The sequence below is a fragment of the Janthinobacterium sp. HH102 genome, from assembly GCF_001758625.2.
In the GTDB taxonomy this organism is placed as follows: Bacteria; Pseudomonadota; Gammaproteobacteria; order Burkholderiales; family Burkholderiaceae_D; genus Janthinobacterium.
Genome location: NZ_CP062062.1, coordinates 94,052 through 110,460 on the forward strand (window position 1 = coordinate 94,052; position 16,409 = coordinate 110,460).

The 16,409-nt window shown below is 62.1% G+C and carries 12 protein-coding genes; 4 read left to right on the forward strand and 8 right to left on the reverse strand.

From position 1 onward, the window contains the following. Window positions 1–49: 49 nt before the first annotated feature. The 3 genes from JAB4_RS00415 to JAB4_RS00425 form a co-directional block, all read right to left on the reverse strand. Window positions 50–2,194, reverse strand: a complete 2,145-nt coding sequence (locus JAB4_RS00415; protein ID WP_070219605.1) for a M3 family metallopeptidase — start codon at window positions 2,192–2,194, stop codon at window positions 50–52. Window positions 2,195–2,420: 226 nt separating this feature from the next. Then, on the reverse strand, window positions 2,421–4,577 hold the full coding sequence (locus JAB4_RS00420; protein ID WP_070219607.1) for a M3 family metallopeptidase: 2,157 nt from the start codon (window positions 4,575–4,577) through the stop codon (window positions 2,421–2,423). Between the two features lie 154 nt (window positions 4,578–4,731). Further along, window positions 4,732–4,950, reverse strand: a complete 219-nt coding sequence (locus JAB4_RS00425; protein WP_034753936.1) for a SlyX family protein — start codon at window positions 4,948–4,950, stop codon at window positions 4,732–4,734. 159 nt (window positions 4,951–5,109) lie between these two features. On the opposite strand from JAB4_RS00425, the gene JAB4_RS00430 reads away from it, so the two are divergent. Next, complete coding sequence (locus JAB4_RS00430; protein ID WP_070219609.1) at window positions 5,110–5,493, forward strand: type II toxin-antitoxin system RelE/ParE family toxin; 384 nt, start codon at window positions 5,110–5,112, stop codon at window positions 5,491–5,493. Next, the gene (locus tag JAB4_RS00435) at window positions 5,490–5,846 is read left to right on the forward strand and encodes an addiction module antidote protein (protein ID WP_070219611.1); all 357 of its coding nucleotides are present in this window, start codon (window positions 5,490–5,492) and stop codon (window positions 5,844–5,846) included. The genes JAB4_RS00430 and JAB4_RS00435 overlap by 4 nt, the downstream gene beginning before the upstream one ends. Window positions 5,847–5,853: 7 nt before the next feature. On the opposite strand, the gene JAB4_RS00440 is transcribed toward JAB4_RS00435, so the two are convergent. Beyond that, on the reverse strand, window positions 5,854–7,914 hold the full coding sequence (locus tag JAB4_RS00440; protein WP_070219613.1) for a UvrD-helicase domain-containing protein: 2,061 nt from the start codon (window positions 7,912–7,914) through the stop codon (window positions 5,854–5,856). Between the two features lie 209 nt (window positions 7,915–8,123). On the opposite strand from JAB4_RS00440, the gene JAB4_RS00445 reads away from it, so the two are divergent. Beyond that, the gene (locus JAB4_RS00445; RefSeq protein WP_070219615.1) at window positions 8,124–8,609 is read left to right on the forward strand and encodes an SRPBCC family protein; all 486 of its coding nucleotides are present in this window, start codon (window positions 8,124–8,126) and stop codon (window positions 8,607–8,609) included. Between the two features lie 9 nt (window positions 8,610–8,618). Here the strand turns inward: JAB4_RS00445 and JAB4_RS00450 are convergent, their stop codons facing one another. Together JAB4_RS00450 and JAB4_RS00455 are read right to left on the reverse strand one after the other, a co-directional pair. Then, window positions 8,619–9,740 carry an HD domain-containing phosphohydrolase gene (locus tag JAB4_RS00450; RefSeq protein WP_227742070.1) on the reverse strand — a complete coding sequence of 374 codons (1,122 nt, stop codon included), beginning with the start codon at window positions 9,738–9,740 and terminating at the stop codon, window positions 8,619–8,621. A 164-nt stretch (window positions 9,741–9,904) separates the two neighbouring features. After that, window positions 9,905–11,353, reverse strand: coding sequence for a dihydrolipoyl dehydrogenase (locus tag JAB4_RS00455; RefSeq protein ID WP_070219691.1), 1,449 nt, complete (start codon window positions 11,351–11,353; stop codon window positions 9,905–9,907). 129 nt (window positions 11,354–11,482) lie between these two features. Here JAB4_RS00455 and JAB4_RS00460 point away from each other — a divergent pair, with 129 nt between their 5' ends. Further along, a complete protein-coding gene (locus JAB4_RS00460; protein WP_070219617.1) occupies window positions 11,483–12,373 on the forward strand; it encodes an ArgP/LysG family DNA-binding transcriptional regulator in 891 nt (296 codons plus the stop codon). A 1-nt stretch (window position 12,374) separates the two neighbouring features. On the opposite strand, the gene JAB4_RS00465 is transcribed toward JAB4_RS00460, so the two are convergent. Together JAB4_RS00465 and hemE are read right to left on the reverse strand one after the other, a co-directional pair. Then, window positions 12,375–14,426 (reverse strand): primosomal protein N', encoded by a 2,052-nt coding sequence (locus JAB4_RS00465; protein ID WP_070219618.1) that lies wholly within the window; start codon window positions 14,424–14,426, stop codon window positions 12,375–12,377. 842 nt (window positions 14,427–15,268) lie between these two features. After that, on the reverse strand, window positions 15,269–16,354 hold the full coding sequence (gene hemE, locus JAB4_RS00470; RefSeq protein WP_070219620.1) for a uroporphyrinogen decarboxylase: 1,086 nt from the start codon (window positions 16,352–16,354) through the stop codon (window positions 15,269–15,271). Window positions 16,355–16,409 lie beyond the last annotated feature (55 nt).

The following is a 16,409-nucleotide window of genomic DNA, read 5'->3' on the forward strand; positions in this document are numbered from 1 at the left end:
AGCTTGCGTGCGCCATGTCAACGCAACGCAAGCTTCTGATGAGGACGTCTTACTTGGCGTTCAAGCCGCGGCGTTCCAGCAGCGGTTCCACGGTGGCGTCGCGGCCGCGGAAGTCGCGGAACAGTTGCAACGCATCGACGCTGCCGCCGCGCGACAGCAATTTGCTGCGGAACCAGTCGCCATTCTTGCGCGTCAGGCCGCCGTTTTCCTTGAACCAGTTGACCGATTCCGCGTCCAGCTTTTCCGACCACAGGTAGGCGTAATACGCGGCCGAGTAGCCGCCCGAGAAGCTGTGCGAGAAATACGTGGTGCGGTAGCGCGGCGGCACGGGCGCGTAGTCGACACCCGCGTCTTTCAACGATGCCGCTTCAAAGGCCAGCACGTCCGTCGGGATCTGGCTTGGCGCCAGCTGGTGCCAGCGCTGGTCCAGCAGCGCCGCCGACAGGTATTCCGTCGTCATGAAGCCCTGGTTGAATTTCTTCGCCGCCGTGACCTTGTCGAGCAATTCCTGCGGCATGGCCGCGCCGCTCTGGTAGTGCTTGGCGTAGTTTTGCAGCACTTCCGGCCAGACGGCCCACATTTCATTGACTTGCGACGGGTACTCGACGAAGTCGCTCGGCACGCTGGTGCCGGCAAAGCGCGGGTATTTCACGTTCGAAAACATGCCGTGCAGCGCATGGCCGAATTCGTGGAACATGGTCGTCACTTCATCAAACGTCAATAAGGTCGGCTGGCCGGCGGGCGGCTTCGGAATATTCAACTGGTTGGCGACGACGGGATGCGTGCCCATCAGTGACGATTGCGACACGTATTCATTCATCCACGCGCCGCCATGCTTGTTGCCGCGCGCATAGAAGTCGGCGATGAACAGGGCCAGCGGCTTGCCGTTGGCATCCAGAACGTCGTAGACGCGCACGTCCGGGTTGTATACCGGCAAGTCCTTCCGTTCCTTGAAGCTGATGCCGTACAACTTATTGGCGGCAAAGAAGACGCCATTGTTCAGCACGCTGTTGAGTTCCAGGTACGGTTTCAGCTCGTTTTCATCGAAATTGAAACGCTGCTTGCGCAGCTTGTCCGTGTAGATGGCCCAGTCGGCCGCTGCCACCTGGAAACCGCCCTTTTCCGCATCGACCACTTGCTGCAGGTCGGCCGCTTCGCGGCGCGCATTCGCGACGGCCGGTTTCGCCAGTTCCGACAGCAGGGTATTGACGGCCGTCGTGGTCTTGGCCGTCTGGTCTTCCAGCGAGTACGCGGCGTAGTTGGCGTAACCGAGCAAGGTCGCCCGTTCGGCGCGCAGTTTGGCCAATTTCAGCACGATGGCGCGGTTGTCGAACTCGCCGCCCTGGCTGCCGCGGTTCAGCGACGCGTCCATCAGGCGCTGACGCGTCTTGCGATCCGTCAATACGGCCAGCGGCGGCTGGCCGCTGGTGTTGACGAGGGCGATGACGAACTTGCCCGTCAAGCCCCGGTCCTTGGCGGCCGCGGCAGCCGTGTCGATATCGCTGTCCGTCATGCCGGCCAGCTCGGCACGGGTGTCGACGACGATGCTCTTGGCATTCGTTTCCTTCAGGACGTTTTGCGCGAAGGCCGTTTCCAGGCCCGCCTGCTCGGCGTTATAGGCTTTCAGTTTTTCCTTGTCCGCATCGGACAGCTTGGCGCCGGCGCGCACGAAATCCGTGTGATAGCGCTCGAGCAGGCGCAGGGATTCGGCATCGAGGCCCAGCTTGTCGCGCTTGGCGTACAGGGTGTCGATGCGGGCAAACAGTTTCGGGTTCAGCGTGATGGCGTCGCCATGCGCGGCCAGTTTCGGCGACACGTCCACTTCCACCGCTTCCAGCACGGCATTGGTATTGGTCGAGGTCATGTTGCTGAAGATGCTCTGCACGCGGTGCAGCAGCTGTCCCGTGCGCTCGAGGGCCACGATGGTGTTTTCAAACGTGGCCGGCTGGCGGTTGTTGGCAATCGCATTGACTTCGGCCAGCTGGCGTTTCATGCCTTCGGCAAACGCCGGCGCGTAGTGACCATCCTTGATCAGGCCGAACTGCGGCATCTGGAACGGCAGCGGGCTCACTTTGAGCAGGGGGTTCTGGGCGCTGATGGCGGCGGCAGGTGCAGCGGCGGCGGCCATGGCGGATGGGGCGGCGTGGGCCAGCATGACGCTGGCGGCGATGACGAGCAGTTGTGGACGGATCATGACATCTTTCAGGAAGCGCGGGAAGAACCGCGATCGCGTCGCGGGCCAGTGGCAGATCATAGCAGCCTGTCACACAGGCGTCATCCAACATGGGCGATCCTGTGGTGCATCCCGCCAAATGCGCGGTTTACCACGGTTTACAGGCAAAATCCCCAAATAAAAATGGCCGCCCATTGCCGGGCGGCCATTGATGTTCAGCACAGACGAGGCCGGTGCTAGGGAGAAATTACTTGCCGTTCAAGCCACGGCGTTCCAGCAGCGGCTCGATCTTCGCATCGCGGCCGCGGAAGTTGCGGTAGATGTCGAGCGCATCGGCGCTGCCGCCGCGCGACAGCAGTTGATTGCGGAACCAGTCACCGTTCTTGCGCGTCAGGCCGCCGTTTTCCTTGAACCACTCGACCGTGTCGGCATCGAGCTTTTCCGACCACAGATACGCGTAGTAACCGGCCGAATAGCCGCCCGCGAACGCGTGCGAGAAATACGTGGTGCGGTAGCGCGGCGGCGCCGGGGCGAAATCGACGCCCGCTTCCGTCAAGGCGGTTTTTTCAAACGCCAGCACGTCGGTGGGGATCTGTGCCGGGGTCAGCTGATGCCAGCGCTGGTCCAGCAGGGCCGAGGCCAGGTATTCCGTGGTTTTATAGCCCTGGTTGAAATTGTCTGCCGCCGTCACCTTGGCCAGCAGTTCGGCCGGAATGGCCGCGCCCGTCTGGTAGTGCTTGGCGTAGTTTTGCAGCACTTCCGGCCACAGCGCCCACATTTCATTGACTTGCGACGGGTATTCGACGAAGTCGCGCGGCACGCTGGTGCCGGCAAAGCGCGGGTATTTCACGTTCGAAAACATGCCGTGCAGCGCATGGCCGAATTCGTGGAACATGGTGTTGACTTCGTCAAACGTCATCAGGGTCGGCTGGCCCGCTTCCGGTTTCGGAATGTTGAGATTATTCGCGATCACCGGCTTGCGGTTCAGTAAGGTCGACTGGCCCACATAGGCATTCGCCCAGGCGCCGCCGCGCTTGTTGCTGCGCGCGTAAGGGTCGAGCGTAAAGATGGCCAGTTGCGTGCCGTCTTCATTGAAGACGTCGTACACCAGCATGTCGGACGTGTAAACGGGCAAGTCGGTGCGCTGCTTGAAAGTGAGGCCGTACAACTTGCCGGCGGCAAAGAACACGCCACGGGTCAGCACGCTGTGCATTTCAAAGTACGGCTTCAACTGATTTTCATCAAAGTTGTAGCGTTCGGCGCGCACCTTGTCGCTGTAGAAGGCCCAGTCGGCGGCGCCTACCTTGAAGCCGCCCTTGCCTGCATCGATGACCTTCTGGATATCGTCCGCTTCGCGGCGCGCGTTGACAACGGCCGGCTTCGCCAACTCGCCCAGCAGGGCGTTCACGGCGGTGGTGTCATGCGCCGTCTGGTCTTCCAGCGAGTAGGCCGCGTAGTTCGGGTAGCCCATCAGCGCGGCACGTTCGGCGCGCAGCTTTGCCAGTGCCAGCACTTCCTCGGTGTTGTCGAACTCGCCGCCACGGCTGCCGCGCGCTTGCGATGCCGCCATGATGCGTTCGCGCACCGCGCGGTTGGTCAGCAGCGACAGCGGCGCCTGGCCCGTCGTGTTGACGAGGGCGATCACGTATTTGCCATCGAGGCCGCGCTTCTTGGCCAGGCCGGCGGCCACTTCGATGGCGGCCGGCGACAGGCCGTCGAGTTCTTCACGCGTATCGACGACGACGGCCGAAGCGTTCAATTCCTTCAGCACGTTCTGTGCGAACTTGGTCGACAGGGCAGCCAGCTGGCCGTTGTAGGCGCGCAGCTTTTCCTTGTCCGCCGCCGACAGCTTGGCGCCGGCGCGGACAAAATCGGTGTGATAGCGTTCCAGCAGGCGTTTCGATTCCGCATCCAGACCCAGCTTGTCGCGCTTGGCGTACAGGGTGTCGATGCGCTGGAAAAGCTTGTCGTTGAGCATGATCGCGTCGCTGTGGGCCGCCATCTTCGGCGCCAGTTCGCGTTCCAGGCCCTGGATCGTGTCATTCGTGTTGGAACCGGACATCACGGAAAACACGGTGCGCACGCGGCCCAGCAGCTGGCCCGAGCGTTCCATGGCCACGATGGTGTTGTCGAACGTGGCCGCTTTCTTGTTATTCGCAATCGCGTTGATTTCCGCCAGGTTGGCGGCCATGCCTGCCGTAAAGGCGGGCGCGTAGTCGGCGTCCTGCACCTTGTCGAACGGCGGATACTGGAATGGCAGGCTGCTCGCTTGCGCAAACGGGTTCGAGGCGGGCAAGGCGGCGGTAGCGGCGGGCACGGTGGTAGCGGCGGTGGCGGCAAAAGCGGCGGCGGCTGGCGCCAGCATCAGGCTGGCGGCGATGACGAGCATTGTAGGACGGGTCATGTCTTCTTTCAAGGAACGCAAGAGAGCCGCGATTGTGTCGCGGGCCAGCCTGAAATAATAACAGCCTGACACACTTGCGTCACCAGCAACTACCGGTGGTAGCGCGCCTGCCAGTAATGAACGGTTTTCATGCGCCCCGCACTACGATGCCGATTTAATAATGCGGCGGACGTTCGTTGACCAGCCCGCCATTCGCCTGCTGCGCCCCGTCGCGCACATGCTCGCCCAGCTTGTGCAGCATCGCTTCCAGCTGGTCGATGCGCTTGCCCTGCTGGTACACCATCTGGTTCAGCGACTCGACCAGATCTTCCTGCTGCGCCAGCTTGATTTCGATATCGACGAAACGTACTTCCATCTGTTCTGCATTGTCCATGGTGCTCTCGGTGATTCCTGACTGAAAGGGGGCATTCTACCGCCGCAGCGGCGTGAGCCAGGACAAACTCCCTCCATTCGCCGCCGGACGGGCCCCGATTTCTGTTTATTCTTCCTGGATGGGCTCAAGCCGCTTGACGAATGAGAACAAACGATTACAATGAACACACCAACGCCACCCGAACCAGTACTGATCGATACGCGCAAGACGACAGAATACCGGCGCTGGGAAGATTCCCTGCACGATGTGGCGGCGGCGGCCATCGATGCGCGCATCAAGCATTTGCAGCATGGTAAAAAGGGCGACTGGCGGTCAGTGGGCGAAGGCGTGTGCGAACTGCGTTTTTTACAGACGGGACCCGGCTGGCGCGTGTACTTTCACGAAACCAACCTGGGCACCCTGATCTTGCTGCTGCTGGGTGGCAACAAATCGAGCCAGCAGCGCGACATCAAACAGGCGCAAGCGATACTCAAGGACTTGAAAGCCCGGCAAGCGGCCCTGAAGAAAGCGGCGGCGGCATCCACAGGAGCACGAAAGAAATGAACCAACATATCGACCATGACACCTTCGACCTCGACGACCTGGAAGCCTTAGGCCTGAGCAAATTTGATCCGACGCAACACCTGACCAGCAAGGCCGCCGTGGCCGCCTACATGAGCGAAATCGTCGCCACCGGCAATGCCGAACTGTTCCAGTCGGCCATGAACGACGTGGTGCGCGCGTACGGCATGGGCAAGGTGGCGGCCCGGGCCGACATCACGCGCGAAGGCGCATATAAAGCCTTGCGCGAAGGCAGCAAGCCGCGCTTTGAAACCATTTTGAAGATGCTCGATGCGCTGGGCATGCAGCTGGCCATCGTGCCCAAAACCACGCCCGACAGCACCGTGGAAGCGTGAACACTGCTTAAGCCTTCGGCGCGGCCAGCAAGGCCTTCATGCGCGCCAATCTTTCCTTGGGCGAAATCACTTCCGCCTCCGTCGGCACGGCATCGCCCACGTCGAGTTGCATTTCCTTGATGAAGCGCGACGGGTCGCAATGGACTTGCTCGCCCGCCCGCTTGCGCTTCTTGCACCAGGTGACGTGCAAGGTGCGCTGCGCGCGCGTGATGCCCACATACATCAGCCGCCGCTCTTCCTGGATGCGCGCGGCGATGGTTTCGGCCGGCGCGTCAGGATCGCCCTTGTGCGGCAAGATCCCCTCTTCCACGCCAACGAGAAATACGTGCGGAAACTCCAGCCCTTTCGACGCGTGCAGGGTGGACATGCGCACGGCATCCTGCTCTTCGTCCTTGCCCTCGAGCATGGTCATCAGGGCCACCATCTGCGTCAGTTCCAGCACGTTCTTTTCTTCGCCGTCGCGGTCCTTGCCGCCCCTGCCCCGTTCCTTGAGCCAGTTGACGAATTCGAGCACGTTCTGCCACTTGCTTTGCGCTTGCCGTTCCTCGAAGGCGTCATATAGATACGATTCGTAGTGGATTTCCTTCATCATGTCGTCCAGCACTTCGGCCGCGTTGTCGCCGCTGCCGGCAGCGCCGGGACGGCTGGCGCGCGACTCGAGGTCGTTGATGAAGTTGCAGAAGTCGCGCAGCGGTCCCAGCTGGCGATCCGTCAGCTTGGCCTCGATGCCGCCCTTGAACACGGCCTGGAACAGCGAGCACTGCCACTGCCCCGAGAACGCGCCCAGCACTTCCAGGGTCGACTGCCCCACGCCACGGCGCGGCGTCGTCACGGCGCGAATGAAGGCCGGGTCGTCATCCTCGTTGGCCAGCAAACGCAGGTAGCTGATGATGTCCTTGATCTCGGCCTTGTCGAAGAAGCTCTGGCCGCCCGAAATCGTGTACGGAATGCGCTCCTTGCGCAGACATTGTTCGATGATGCGCGCCTGGTGGTTGCCCCGGTACAGAATCGCGTAATCGGAAAATTTGTTCTTGCGCTCGAAATGGTCGGCCGAGATCATGATGGCGACCTGCTCCGCCTCCTGCTCGTCCGTCTGCATGCCCAGCACCTTGATCGGCTCGCCCAGGCCGTGTTCGGACCACAGCGACTTTTCAAACAGCTTCGGATTGTTGCCGATGACGGCATTGGCCGCGTTCAGCACGCGCATGGTGGAGCGGTAATTCTGCTCGAGCTTGATCACGCGCAAGTCGGGGAAATCCGTTTCCAGCGTTTTTAAATTTTCCACCGTGGCACCGCGCCACGCATAGATCGCCTGATCATCGTCGCCCACGGCCGTAAACATCGGCTTCTTGCCGATGCCCGTCACCATCAGTTTGACCAGTTCGTACTGGCAGGTATTCGTATCCTGGTATTCATCGACCAGCAGGTAGCGCAAACGGCGCTGCCACTTGTCGCGCACGGGGCCGTTGTTGCGGAACAATTCCACGGGCAGGCGGATCAGGTCGTCGAAATCGACGGCCTGGTAGGCGGAAAGCGTGGCCACATAGCTGCGGTAGATGCGCGCCGCGTTGGCTTCATCTTCATCCTTGGCTTGCGCCAGCGCCATGTCCGGATCGATCAGGCCATTTTTCCAAAGCGACATGGCATTCTGGATGCCGCGGATCACCTGTTTATCGGTGGTAATGGCGAGATCTTGCACGAGGGAAAAACAATCGTCGCTGTCCATGATGGAAAAGCGATCCTTGAGGCCCACGCCATTGGCTTCCTGGCGCAGGATTTTCACGCCCAGCGAGTGAAAGGTCGACACCGTCAACTGCTTGGCCTGGCGCGGCTGTTTCAATAATTTGGCGATGCGTTCCTGCATTTCCAGCGCCGCCTTGTTGGTGAAGGTCAGTGCGGCAATGGTGCGCGGGTCATACCCCCGGTCTTCGATCAGATGGGCGATCTTTTGCGTAATCACGCGCGTCTTGCCCGAACCGGCGCCCGCCAGCACCAGGCAGGGGCCGTCGAGGTAGGTAACCGCTTCGCTTTGGGGCGCATTCAGACCGAACTGTGGTGCTTTGGACATCAGGGTATTTCCGCAGGGAACAGCAGCCCATTGTAACAGCGTCGCGCCCGCCATTTGCACGGCAAGATCTGCATGAAAAACAGGCAATGGCATTGATATATCGCCATATGCCGCCATCTTGGCCGATGCAATGCGTGCGGCGATGCCACGCCTGGAGTACCATTCCGCCTATATCGCCCGTGCGCGCCCACTTACCGAATGGCAGTCCCATGAAATTTGAACACCTGATTGAAATCAATGATCCGTTGAATCCGCTGATCGACACCTTGACCTTGGAACAAGTGTGGCGCGGCCTCGTCTTGCGCGCCGAGTCGCCGAAGCTGTTCGTGCCGCACCTGGACGAGTGCCGGATCAGCGAGCGCTGCGATGCAGGTTTCGCGCGCAGCCTGCGCTATGGCGAACTGGTCATCAACGACAAGGTGGTGCTGGTGCCGCAACTGCAGGTGCGTTACGAAGTGCCGGCGCAACAGGATATCAGCGCCTCTTCATTGGTCATGACCATCGAGATGCCCGACGAAGCGAGCCTGTGGGTGCGCTTCCAGTACGACGACGGCCACGACGCGGCCACCGATGCGGCCAACGCCCTGTACGACGACTTCCGCCGCTCGGCCTACAAGGAGTCCGACATCGACACGGTGCGCATCATGCGCGAGCTGGCGCTCGAGGGACGGCTCGATGCGGGTCTGCTGAATTAAGCTCCCGCGCTAAATTCGTGCGCTGCGGCCCCATAGCTGGTCGGGGCGAAATTGCAGTCCCGCCTGCTCCGCGCTGAGCACTTCGCGGATGGCGTGCAAGTCCACGCGCGTGTCGCGCCGCAGCGGCACGTCCAGGCGCGCGCCGCGGGGGCCGACCAGCGACTGCACGTGGGGCGTGGTGGCGTTCAAGCCCTTGCGCGTGACGACGCCGATTTCCCCATTGAGTAATTTGACGAAAGTGCCGACCGGGTAGATGCCCAGCTCGCGCACCAGCAGGGACGCCAGCGGCGCATCCAGGGTGGCCTTGTCGGCCATCAACATTTCACGCAAGGCCACGTTCGGCAGCAAAGGCTGGCGGTAGCTGCGCTTCGAGACGCGCGCGCAATAGCGGTCGGCCAGCATGATCAGCCGGGCGCCGATGCCGATCGCCTCGCCTTGCGTGCCCAGCGGATAGCCGCTGCCATCGATATTTTCATGGTGCTGCAGCACGGCCTGCAGCCAGACGGCATCCGTGACGCCGGCCGCGCGCAGCAAGTCGACACCGGCTTGCGGATGGGCGCGCAAATAGGCGCGTTCCTGCGCGTCCAGCGGGCCCGCCTTGTGCTGGAAATCCGCATGGCGTTCCAGCATGCCCACATTCATGCTCAGCGCGGCCAGCAGCACGCTGCGCACGACGGCGTCGTCGAGTTTCAGCGCGCGCGCCAGCAGGGCCGTGATGACGGCCGTGTCGACGCTGTGGCGCACGGCAAAGTCGCCCGCGCTCTGGTTGTGCAGGATGCAGGCCAGCGCCACGTCGGCATCCAGAACAACGGCCTCTTCCACCAGTTGCGCCAGCGGCGCCAGGGATAGGTGGCTGCCCGCCTGCCCGGCGGCGATGACCGGCAAGACGAGGGCCAGCCCTGCCGTGACGAGGTTCAGCATGCGCAGGGCCGATGGCGCTTCCGTGGCCGTGCGCGGCACGTCGGCGCTGGTATCGGCGATGACGCCGCGCGCCAGCAGCAATGCGATCTGGTTTTCGCTGCTGATGACATGGCCCAGCCTGGCCAGCAAGCCGCCCGTTTCGCCATGCACGTCCCAGGGCAGGGCCACGCCCAGGGCGAGTTCTCCCGCGTAAATGCGCCGAATTTTCACATCGTCTCCATCATCGCCTGCACCCGCTTGTTTTTACCATCCTGGCATCAGCGGCATGTGCCAATTGAAATGTTTTTTGCTTTTAATCAATATTTCAATGTGGCAGCGATGATCGCGCAATCATGTGCGCTTGTCTACAAAATTGTATAAATATCAAAATTGCATCAGACGCCAGGCGAGCAGTCGGCGCAGTCCGGTGCGTGTTCCGGGTCTTTTTCCAGGTGCAGCGCCAGTTCGCGCAAGGCCGTGCGCACGCCTTCCTCGATGACGGGGTGGTAGAACGGCATGTCGAGCATGGCCGGCACCGTCAGCTGCGCCTGGCAGGCCCAGGCCAGCAAGTGGCCCAGGTGTTCCGCCCGTGGGCCGATCAGCTCGGCGCCAAGAAAGCGCTTGCTGCCGAATTCCGCATACACGCGCAACATGCCCTGGTTTTGCAGCATGACGCGGCTGCGGCCCTGGTTGCCGAACGACACGGCACCGACGGCAAAGCGGCCCGCGTGACTGACGCACAATTGCTGGTAGGTGGCGCCCACAGTGGCGATCTGCGGCTCCGTGAAAGCGATCGCCAGCGGCGTGCGGCGCAAGCCCGGTTTGACGTCGGGAAAGCGCGCCGCGTTGTCACCCGCGATGCGGCCCTCGTCGGCCGCTTCGGGCAGCAGCGGCAAGGCGTTGTCGGCATCGCCCGCGATGAAGATGGCGCTGTTGCCGCACTGCATGGTGTGCGGATCATGCAAGGGGATGCCGTGGCGGTCGAGCTCGATTTGCGCCGTGTCCAGGCCGATCTTGTCCACGTTCGGACGGCGGCCGATGGCGGCCAGCACGTACTCGAACTGCTCGGTTTTTTCCACGCCCGCATCATCGCTACTGGTCAGCGCGATGCCGCCGCCGTCCGGCGTTCTTGCCATGTGCGCGACCTTGGTCATGAAACGGATATCGAGTTCGCGCGCCAGCACGGCATCGGCCTCCCGCAGCACCAGCGGGTCCGTCAGCTGCGCGACCTTATTGCCGCGCGCAAACAAGGTCACGCGCACGCCCAGCCGCGCCAGCGCCTGGCCCAGTTCCAGACCGATGACGCCGCTGCCGACCACGGCGACTGACTTTGGCAAGTCCGTCCATTCGAACACGGCGTCGCTGGTGATGACGCGCTCGCCCGCCGCCTGCCACTCGGGCGGCACGATGGGCGTGGAACCGGTGGCGATCACCACGCTGGCCGCTTCGACAAGCGTATGTTCGTCGACCTGCAGCTTGCCCGGCGCAATGAAGCGCGCGTGGCCGCGCAGTTTTTCTTCCTCGGGGATGGCGTTGACGCCGTCGAGCACGAAGCCGACAAAACGGTCGCGCTCGCTGCGCACCCTGGCCATCACTTGCCGGCCGTCGATGCGCACGGGGCCCGGATGCACGCCAAAAGCGGGCGCGGCGGCCACGGCATGGGCCGCCTCGGCCGCCGCGATCAGGAGCTTGCTGGGCATGCAGCCCACGCGCGCGCACGTCGTGCCGTACGGCCCGCTTTCGATCATCAGCACGCGCTTGCCCTGCATGCGCGCGGCCTTGTGCGCCGTCATGCCGGCCGTGCCGCTGCCGATCACGGCTACATCTACTTGTATCGTCTTCATGCTGCTGTCCATCCCACTGAGGTTGCTCACAGCGTTCGATACTACCCGTTTGCCGAAAATAAGGTTTTACTTTGCTGCAATATGTGTATTAGTATAACTAATCAATTTTAAAATTTATAAGCTGAGCTAATGGGATCACTCGATTATCGCGCGCTGGCCGTGCTGGACGCCGTGGCCAGCCATGGCAGTTTCGACAAGGCCGCCCTGGCCCTGGGCATCACCCAGTCGGCCGTCTCGCAGCGCATCAAGGCGCTGGAAGACGCCAGCGGGCGCTTGCTGATCATCCGTGGCCAGCCAGCCGTGCCGACGGGCCTGGGCCAGCGATTGATCGTGCATCACCGCAACGTCAAGCTGATGGAAGCATCGCTCGACATCGACCTGGGCAACAGCGTCAGCATGCCGGAAATCGCCATCGCCATCGATGCCGACAGCCTGGCCACGTGGTTCCCCGACACCTTGTCCGCCCTGCTGGCGCCACCGCGCTGCCAACTCGACGTGCGCCTGGCCGACAGCGACAGCGCCCTGCAGATGGTGCGCGACGGCTCCGTGTTTGGCTGCGTGGCGGCCGAGTCCGGCACGGCGCTCGACGCGGCGGCGGCCACCAGCGTCACGCCGCTGGGCACCTTGCGCTATGTCTGCGTGGCCACGCCCGTGTTTGCGGGTCACTGGTTCGGCGATGGTTTTATTGCCGAGGCCGTGCAACTGGCGCCGGCCGTCGTGGGCCAGCACGGCTTGCTGGCGCGTTTCCTCGCTGAACAATTGAGCATGCGTGAACCGTTTCCGCACCATACCTTGCCGGTCGAAGCGGCGCGCCGCGCCTGCGTCCAGGATGGCCTGGCCTACGGCCTGATGCCGCAGCGCCTGGCCGCGCAGGCGCTGGCGACGGACCGGCTGGTCGATCTGATGCCGGGCGGCACCCTGGATGTGCCGCTGAGCTGGCACGCGTGGACCCTGGACACGCCGTTTACCAAGCTCTTGTCGGAACAGATCGTCAAATCGGCGCGCGATTACCTGCAGTAATTTAAATATCGAGCGGGTCCACTTCCAGCGACCATTTCACGCGCGTCTTCATGGCGCGCAACTCCGCTAACCATTCCTTCAGGAACGCCTGCAAGGCCGGCCGCGAAGGCGATTCGAGCAGCAGCTGGGCGCGGTCCACGTTGTAGACGCGCGTCATGCTCATGGGAATCGGGTCGTTGATGGTCACCTGCGGGTGTTCCATGCACTCTTTCGCCGCCTGCAGGAATTCGATGGCCGTGGCCAGCTCGGGCGCCTCGGCGCGCAGCAGGGCCTGGAACAGATACGGCGGCAGCGCCGCCTGCGCCCGCTCTTCCAGCAAGGTCGTGGCGAAATGGTCGTAATCGTGGTTGACGACGGCGTCGTACAGCGGATGGCGCGCATAGCGCGTCTGGATCAGCACTTCACTGACGCTGCCGCCTTCCGTCTGCGCGGCCCGTCCGGCGCGGCCCGCCACCTGCATCAGCTGGGCGAACAGGCGTTCGCTGGCCCGGTAATCCTGGGAAAACAGGGCCGTGTCCGGGTTCAGGATGCCGACCAGGGTCAGCTTTTTGAAATCGTGGCCCTTGGCCACCATCTGCGTGCCGATCAGGATATCGACTTCGCCCCGGTGCACGGTGTCGAACGCTTCCTGCGCGCTGCCCTTCTTGCGCGTGGAATCGGCGTCGATGCGCAAAATGCGCGCCTCGGGAAACAATTGCTGCAAGCCCTCTTCCACACGCTGCGTGCCCCGTCCCAGCGGCTGCAGGTCGACGTTGCCGCAAGTGGGGCAATGGCGGGGAATACGCAATTCCAGGCTGCAATGGTGGCAGCGCAAGCGGTGTTCGGGCTTGTGCAGCACCATGAACGAAGTGCAGCGCGTGCAATTGCTGATCCAGCCGCACGATTCGCAGCAGATCACGGGCGAATAGCCGCGCCGGTTCAGGAACAGCAGCGACTGCTCCCCGCGCTCCATGCGCAGTTTTAATGCGGCGACCAGATGCGAGGTCAGGCCGTCTTTCGGCTTGTCGCGCTCCATGTCGAGGATCTTGACGCGCGGCAAGACCGCATTTTTGACGGCCCGCTCGCGCAATTCCAGCTTGCGGTAGCGCCCCGTCTGCGCGTGGTGCCAGCTTTCCAGCGACGGCGTGGCCGAACCGAGCACGATGGGAATCTGCAATTGCCAGGCGCGCCACACGGCCAGGTCGCGCGCGGAATAACGCAAGCCTTCCTGCTGCTTGTAGGAAGGATCGTGCTCTTCGTCGATGACGATCAGTTTGAGTTTCGGCAAGGACGCCAGGATGGCCAAGCGCGTGCCGAGCACGATGCGCGCCTGGCCCTGGTGCGCGGCCAGCCAGTGCAGCATGCGCTCGCCTTCGGACAGGCTGCTATGCAAAGTGGCCAGCATGACGCCGGGAAAGCGCGCGCGGATATTGCCTTCCAGCTGGGGCGTCAGGTTGATTTCCGGCACTAAAATCAGGATTTGTGCATCGTCCTCGCGCGCCAGCACCTGGGCGCACGCCTGCAGATACACTTCCGTCTTGCCGCTGCCCGTCACGCCGTACAGCAGGGTCGGCTTGAAACCCTGCGCGCCGCCGATGGCGTCCGCCGCCTCTTGCTGGGCGGCATTGAGCGCCGGCATGTTCAGCGGCGTGCCGTCATGCGCATCGGCCAGCTTGCCCAGCTTCTTGATGGCGCGGTCGAGCGCCACGGTGGTGAGCACGCGCAAATTCTTCGGTAAACCCGGCAAGGCCACTTCACCGAGCGGGCGCTGGTAGTAATCGGCGGCGAAGGCGGCCAGCGCCAGCCACTGTTCCGACAGCGGCGCCAGCTGGCTGCGCACGGCCAGCACGTCCTTCAATTTCGCGGCGGGCACATCGGTGCTGTCGGACACGCCGACGATCAGCCCCATCACTTCGCGCCGGCCGAATGGCACCAGCGCCAGCTGCCCCACCTGCGGCAGCGGCACGGCAGCGCCCGTATCCGCCGCCGCTGTCCAGCGGTAGTCGAACAAGGCGTTCAAGGGCGTGTCGAGCGCGATTTTCAGGATGCACGACGTCAAAATGCACTGCGACATGGGGGTAGGGCCTATCTCAATAAAAAAGCGCGCCGCAGGGGCGATGGCGCGGCGGGATGTCCGGCATCAAGCCAGCGGGCCATGATACTTGTTTCATCCGTCAAACGCCTAACGACGGACGGGACGGCGTGCTCTCGTGCCTGAAGAAAATTCTGTGGATAACTTTGTGGACAAAGCAAAATTAACTTTCAGAAAAATGTGGACATAAAATTTCGACTGCCGTCAAGAGCGGCACGCAAGAAAAATTAATCATTTAAAATCAATGGCTTAAAAATTGATGCCCGGGCGGTCACAAATCCACAGGGCATTTCCGCCGCTGTGCATAACTGAGCCATTTGTAATGTATTTATACAGAAATCGGCACCATTTTGAGGCGTCCGATCGGCAAAAACGCGGACGGCATGCAGCAAAATTGACAATTGCCGGGCAAGCGTTCGTTTTTACCTGACGGACGGCGAAACATTGTTCAATTATCATGCACTGCAACATGCACTTCAGGTGAAACCTGAACATCGGCGCTAAGTATCGGTTAACAAAATACTTTTCAATTTTATCCACAGAATCTGTTGATAACTTTGTGGACAATGAAGGAATAAGGCAAGCGGACGAAAGAATAACCTTATCAATAGCAACAAAGTCCGCTAGTCAATGAATTTTTTATTCCTTAATAATCAATCACTTGCAAATCACCCCCGGGCATGGCTTTGACACTGCCTCTTATTTCCGCAGCAAAAAAAATTGTGCATAAGTCGGTATGTCTTGCTAAGGCGCAGCAAAGAAAAAGGCAGGCTTCCGTTGGAAAGCCTGCCTTTTCTGCCCCTGCGCCAGGGGAAAATGACGACTTACTGGCCGCTGCGCATGGCGCGGCTCATGCTGTGCACGGCGTCCACCATCGCTGCCACGGATTCCGGCGGCGTGAACTGGGAAATGCCATGACCCAGGTTGAACACGTGGCCCGTACCACCCGATGGCGCGCCGAAGGCGTTGAGCACTTTCGCCACTTCGGCGCGGATCTGCTCGGGGCTGGCGAACAGGATGGCAGGGTCGAGGTTGCCCTGCAAGCCCACTTTATGACCGACCAGCTGGCGCGCGCGCGTCAGGTTGACGGTCCAGTCCAGGCCCACGGCATCGGCGCCGATGTCGGCGATCTGCTCGATCCACTGGCCGCCGCCCTTGGTAAACACGATGGCGGGAATCTTGACGCCATCCTTGTCGCGTTTCAGCTGCGCCACCACTTGCTGCATGTAGGCCAGCGAGAATTCCTGGTAGGCGCCGTCAGCCAGCGCACCGCCCCAGGAATCGAAGATCATCACGGCTTGCGCGCCGGCGTCGATCTGCGCATTCAGGTACTGCGCCACGGACGTGGCGTTGATCGCCAGGATGTGGTGCATCAGGTCAGGGCGGTTGTACAGCATCTTCTTGATGGTATGGAACTCTTTCGAGCCGCCGCCTTCCACCATGTAGCACGCCAGGGTCCACGGGCTGCCGGAAAAACCGATCAGCGGCACGCGGCCATTGAGTTCCGTGCGGATTTGCGTGACGGCCTTGAAGACATAGTCGAGCGACGCCAGGTCCGGCACTTGCAAGGCCTTCACGTCCTGCTCCGTGCGCAGCGGGCGCTCGAACTTCGGGCCTTCGCCATCGGCGAAATACAGGCCCAGGCCCATGGCGTCCGGCACCGTCAGGATGTCCGAAAACAAAATGGCCGCGTCGAGCGGGAAACGCTCCAGGGGCTGCAAGGTCACTTCCGTTGCGTAATCGGGATTCTTCGCCAGGCCCAGGAAGGAGCCGGCCCGCTCGCGCGTGGCGCGGTATTCGGGCAGGTAGCGGCCCGCCTGGCGCATCAGCCAGACAGGAGTGTGCTCGGTCGGCTGGCGCAGCAGGGCGCGCAGGAAAGTGTCATTCTGGAGCGGAGCAAATTGTGGCATGGCAGGCAATCGAGCTTGGAGAAGCGGTATTATCGCATCCAATCGCCGCCATTTC

Bases quoted from the DNA above. Each gene is read 5' to 3' on its own strand.
- JAB4_RS00460 (WP_070219617.1), top strand. From the start codon at position 11,483: ATGGGATCACTCGATTATCGCGCGCTGGCCGTGCTGGACGCCGTGGCC.
- hemE (WP_070219620.1), bottom strand. From the start codon at position 16,354: ATGCCACAATTTGCTCCGCTCCAGAATGACACTTTCCTGCGCGCCCTG.
- JAB4_RS00415 (WP_070219605.1), bottom strand. From the start codon at position 2,194: ATGATCCGTCCACAACTGCTCGTCATCGCCGCCAGCGTCATGCTGGCC.
- JAB4_RS00445 (WP_070219615.1), top strand. From the start codon at position 8,124: ATGAAATTTGAACACCTGATTGAAATCAATGATCCGTTGAATCCGCTG.
- JAB4_RS00430 (WP_070219609.1), top strand. From the start codon at position 5,110: ATGAACACACCAACGCCACCCGAACCAGTACTGATCGATACGCGCAAG.
- JAB4_RS00435 (WP_070219611.1), top strand. From the start codon at position 5,490: ATGAACCAACATATCGACCATGACACCTTCGACCTCGACGACCTGGAA.
- JAB4_RS00465 (WP_070219618.1), bottom strand. From the start codon at position 14,426: ATGTCGCAGTGCATTTTGACGTCGTGCATCCTGAAAATCGCGCTCGAC.
- JAB4_RS00420 (WP_070219607.1), bottom strand. From the start codon at position 4,577: ATGACCCGTCCTACAATGCTCGTCATCGCCGCCAGCCTGATGCTGGCG.
- JAB4_RS00455 (WP_070219691.1), bottom strand. From the start codon at position 11,353: ATGAAGACGATACAAGTAGATGTAGCCGTGATCGGCAGCGGCACGGCC.
- JAB4_RS00425 (WP_034753936.1), bottom strand. From the start codon at position 4,950: ATGGACAATGCAGAACAGATGGAAGTACGTTTCGTCGATATCGAAATC.
- JAB4_RS00440 (WP_070219613.1), bottom strand. From the start codon at position 7,914: ATGTCCAAAGCACCACAGTTCGGTCTGAATGCGCCCCAAAGCGAAGCG.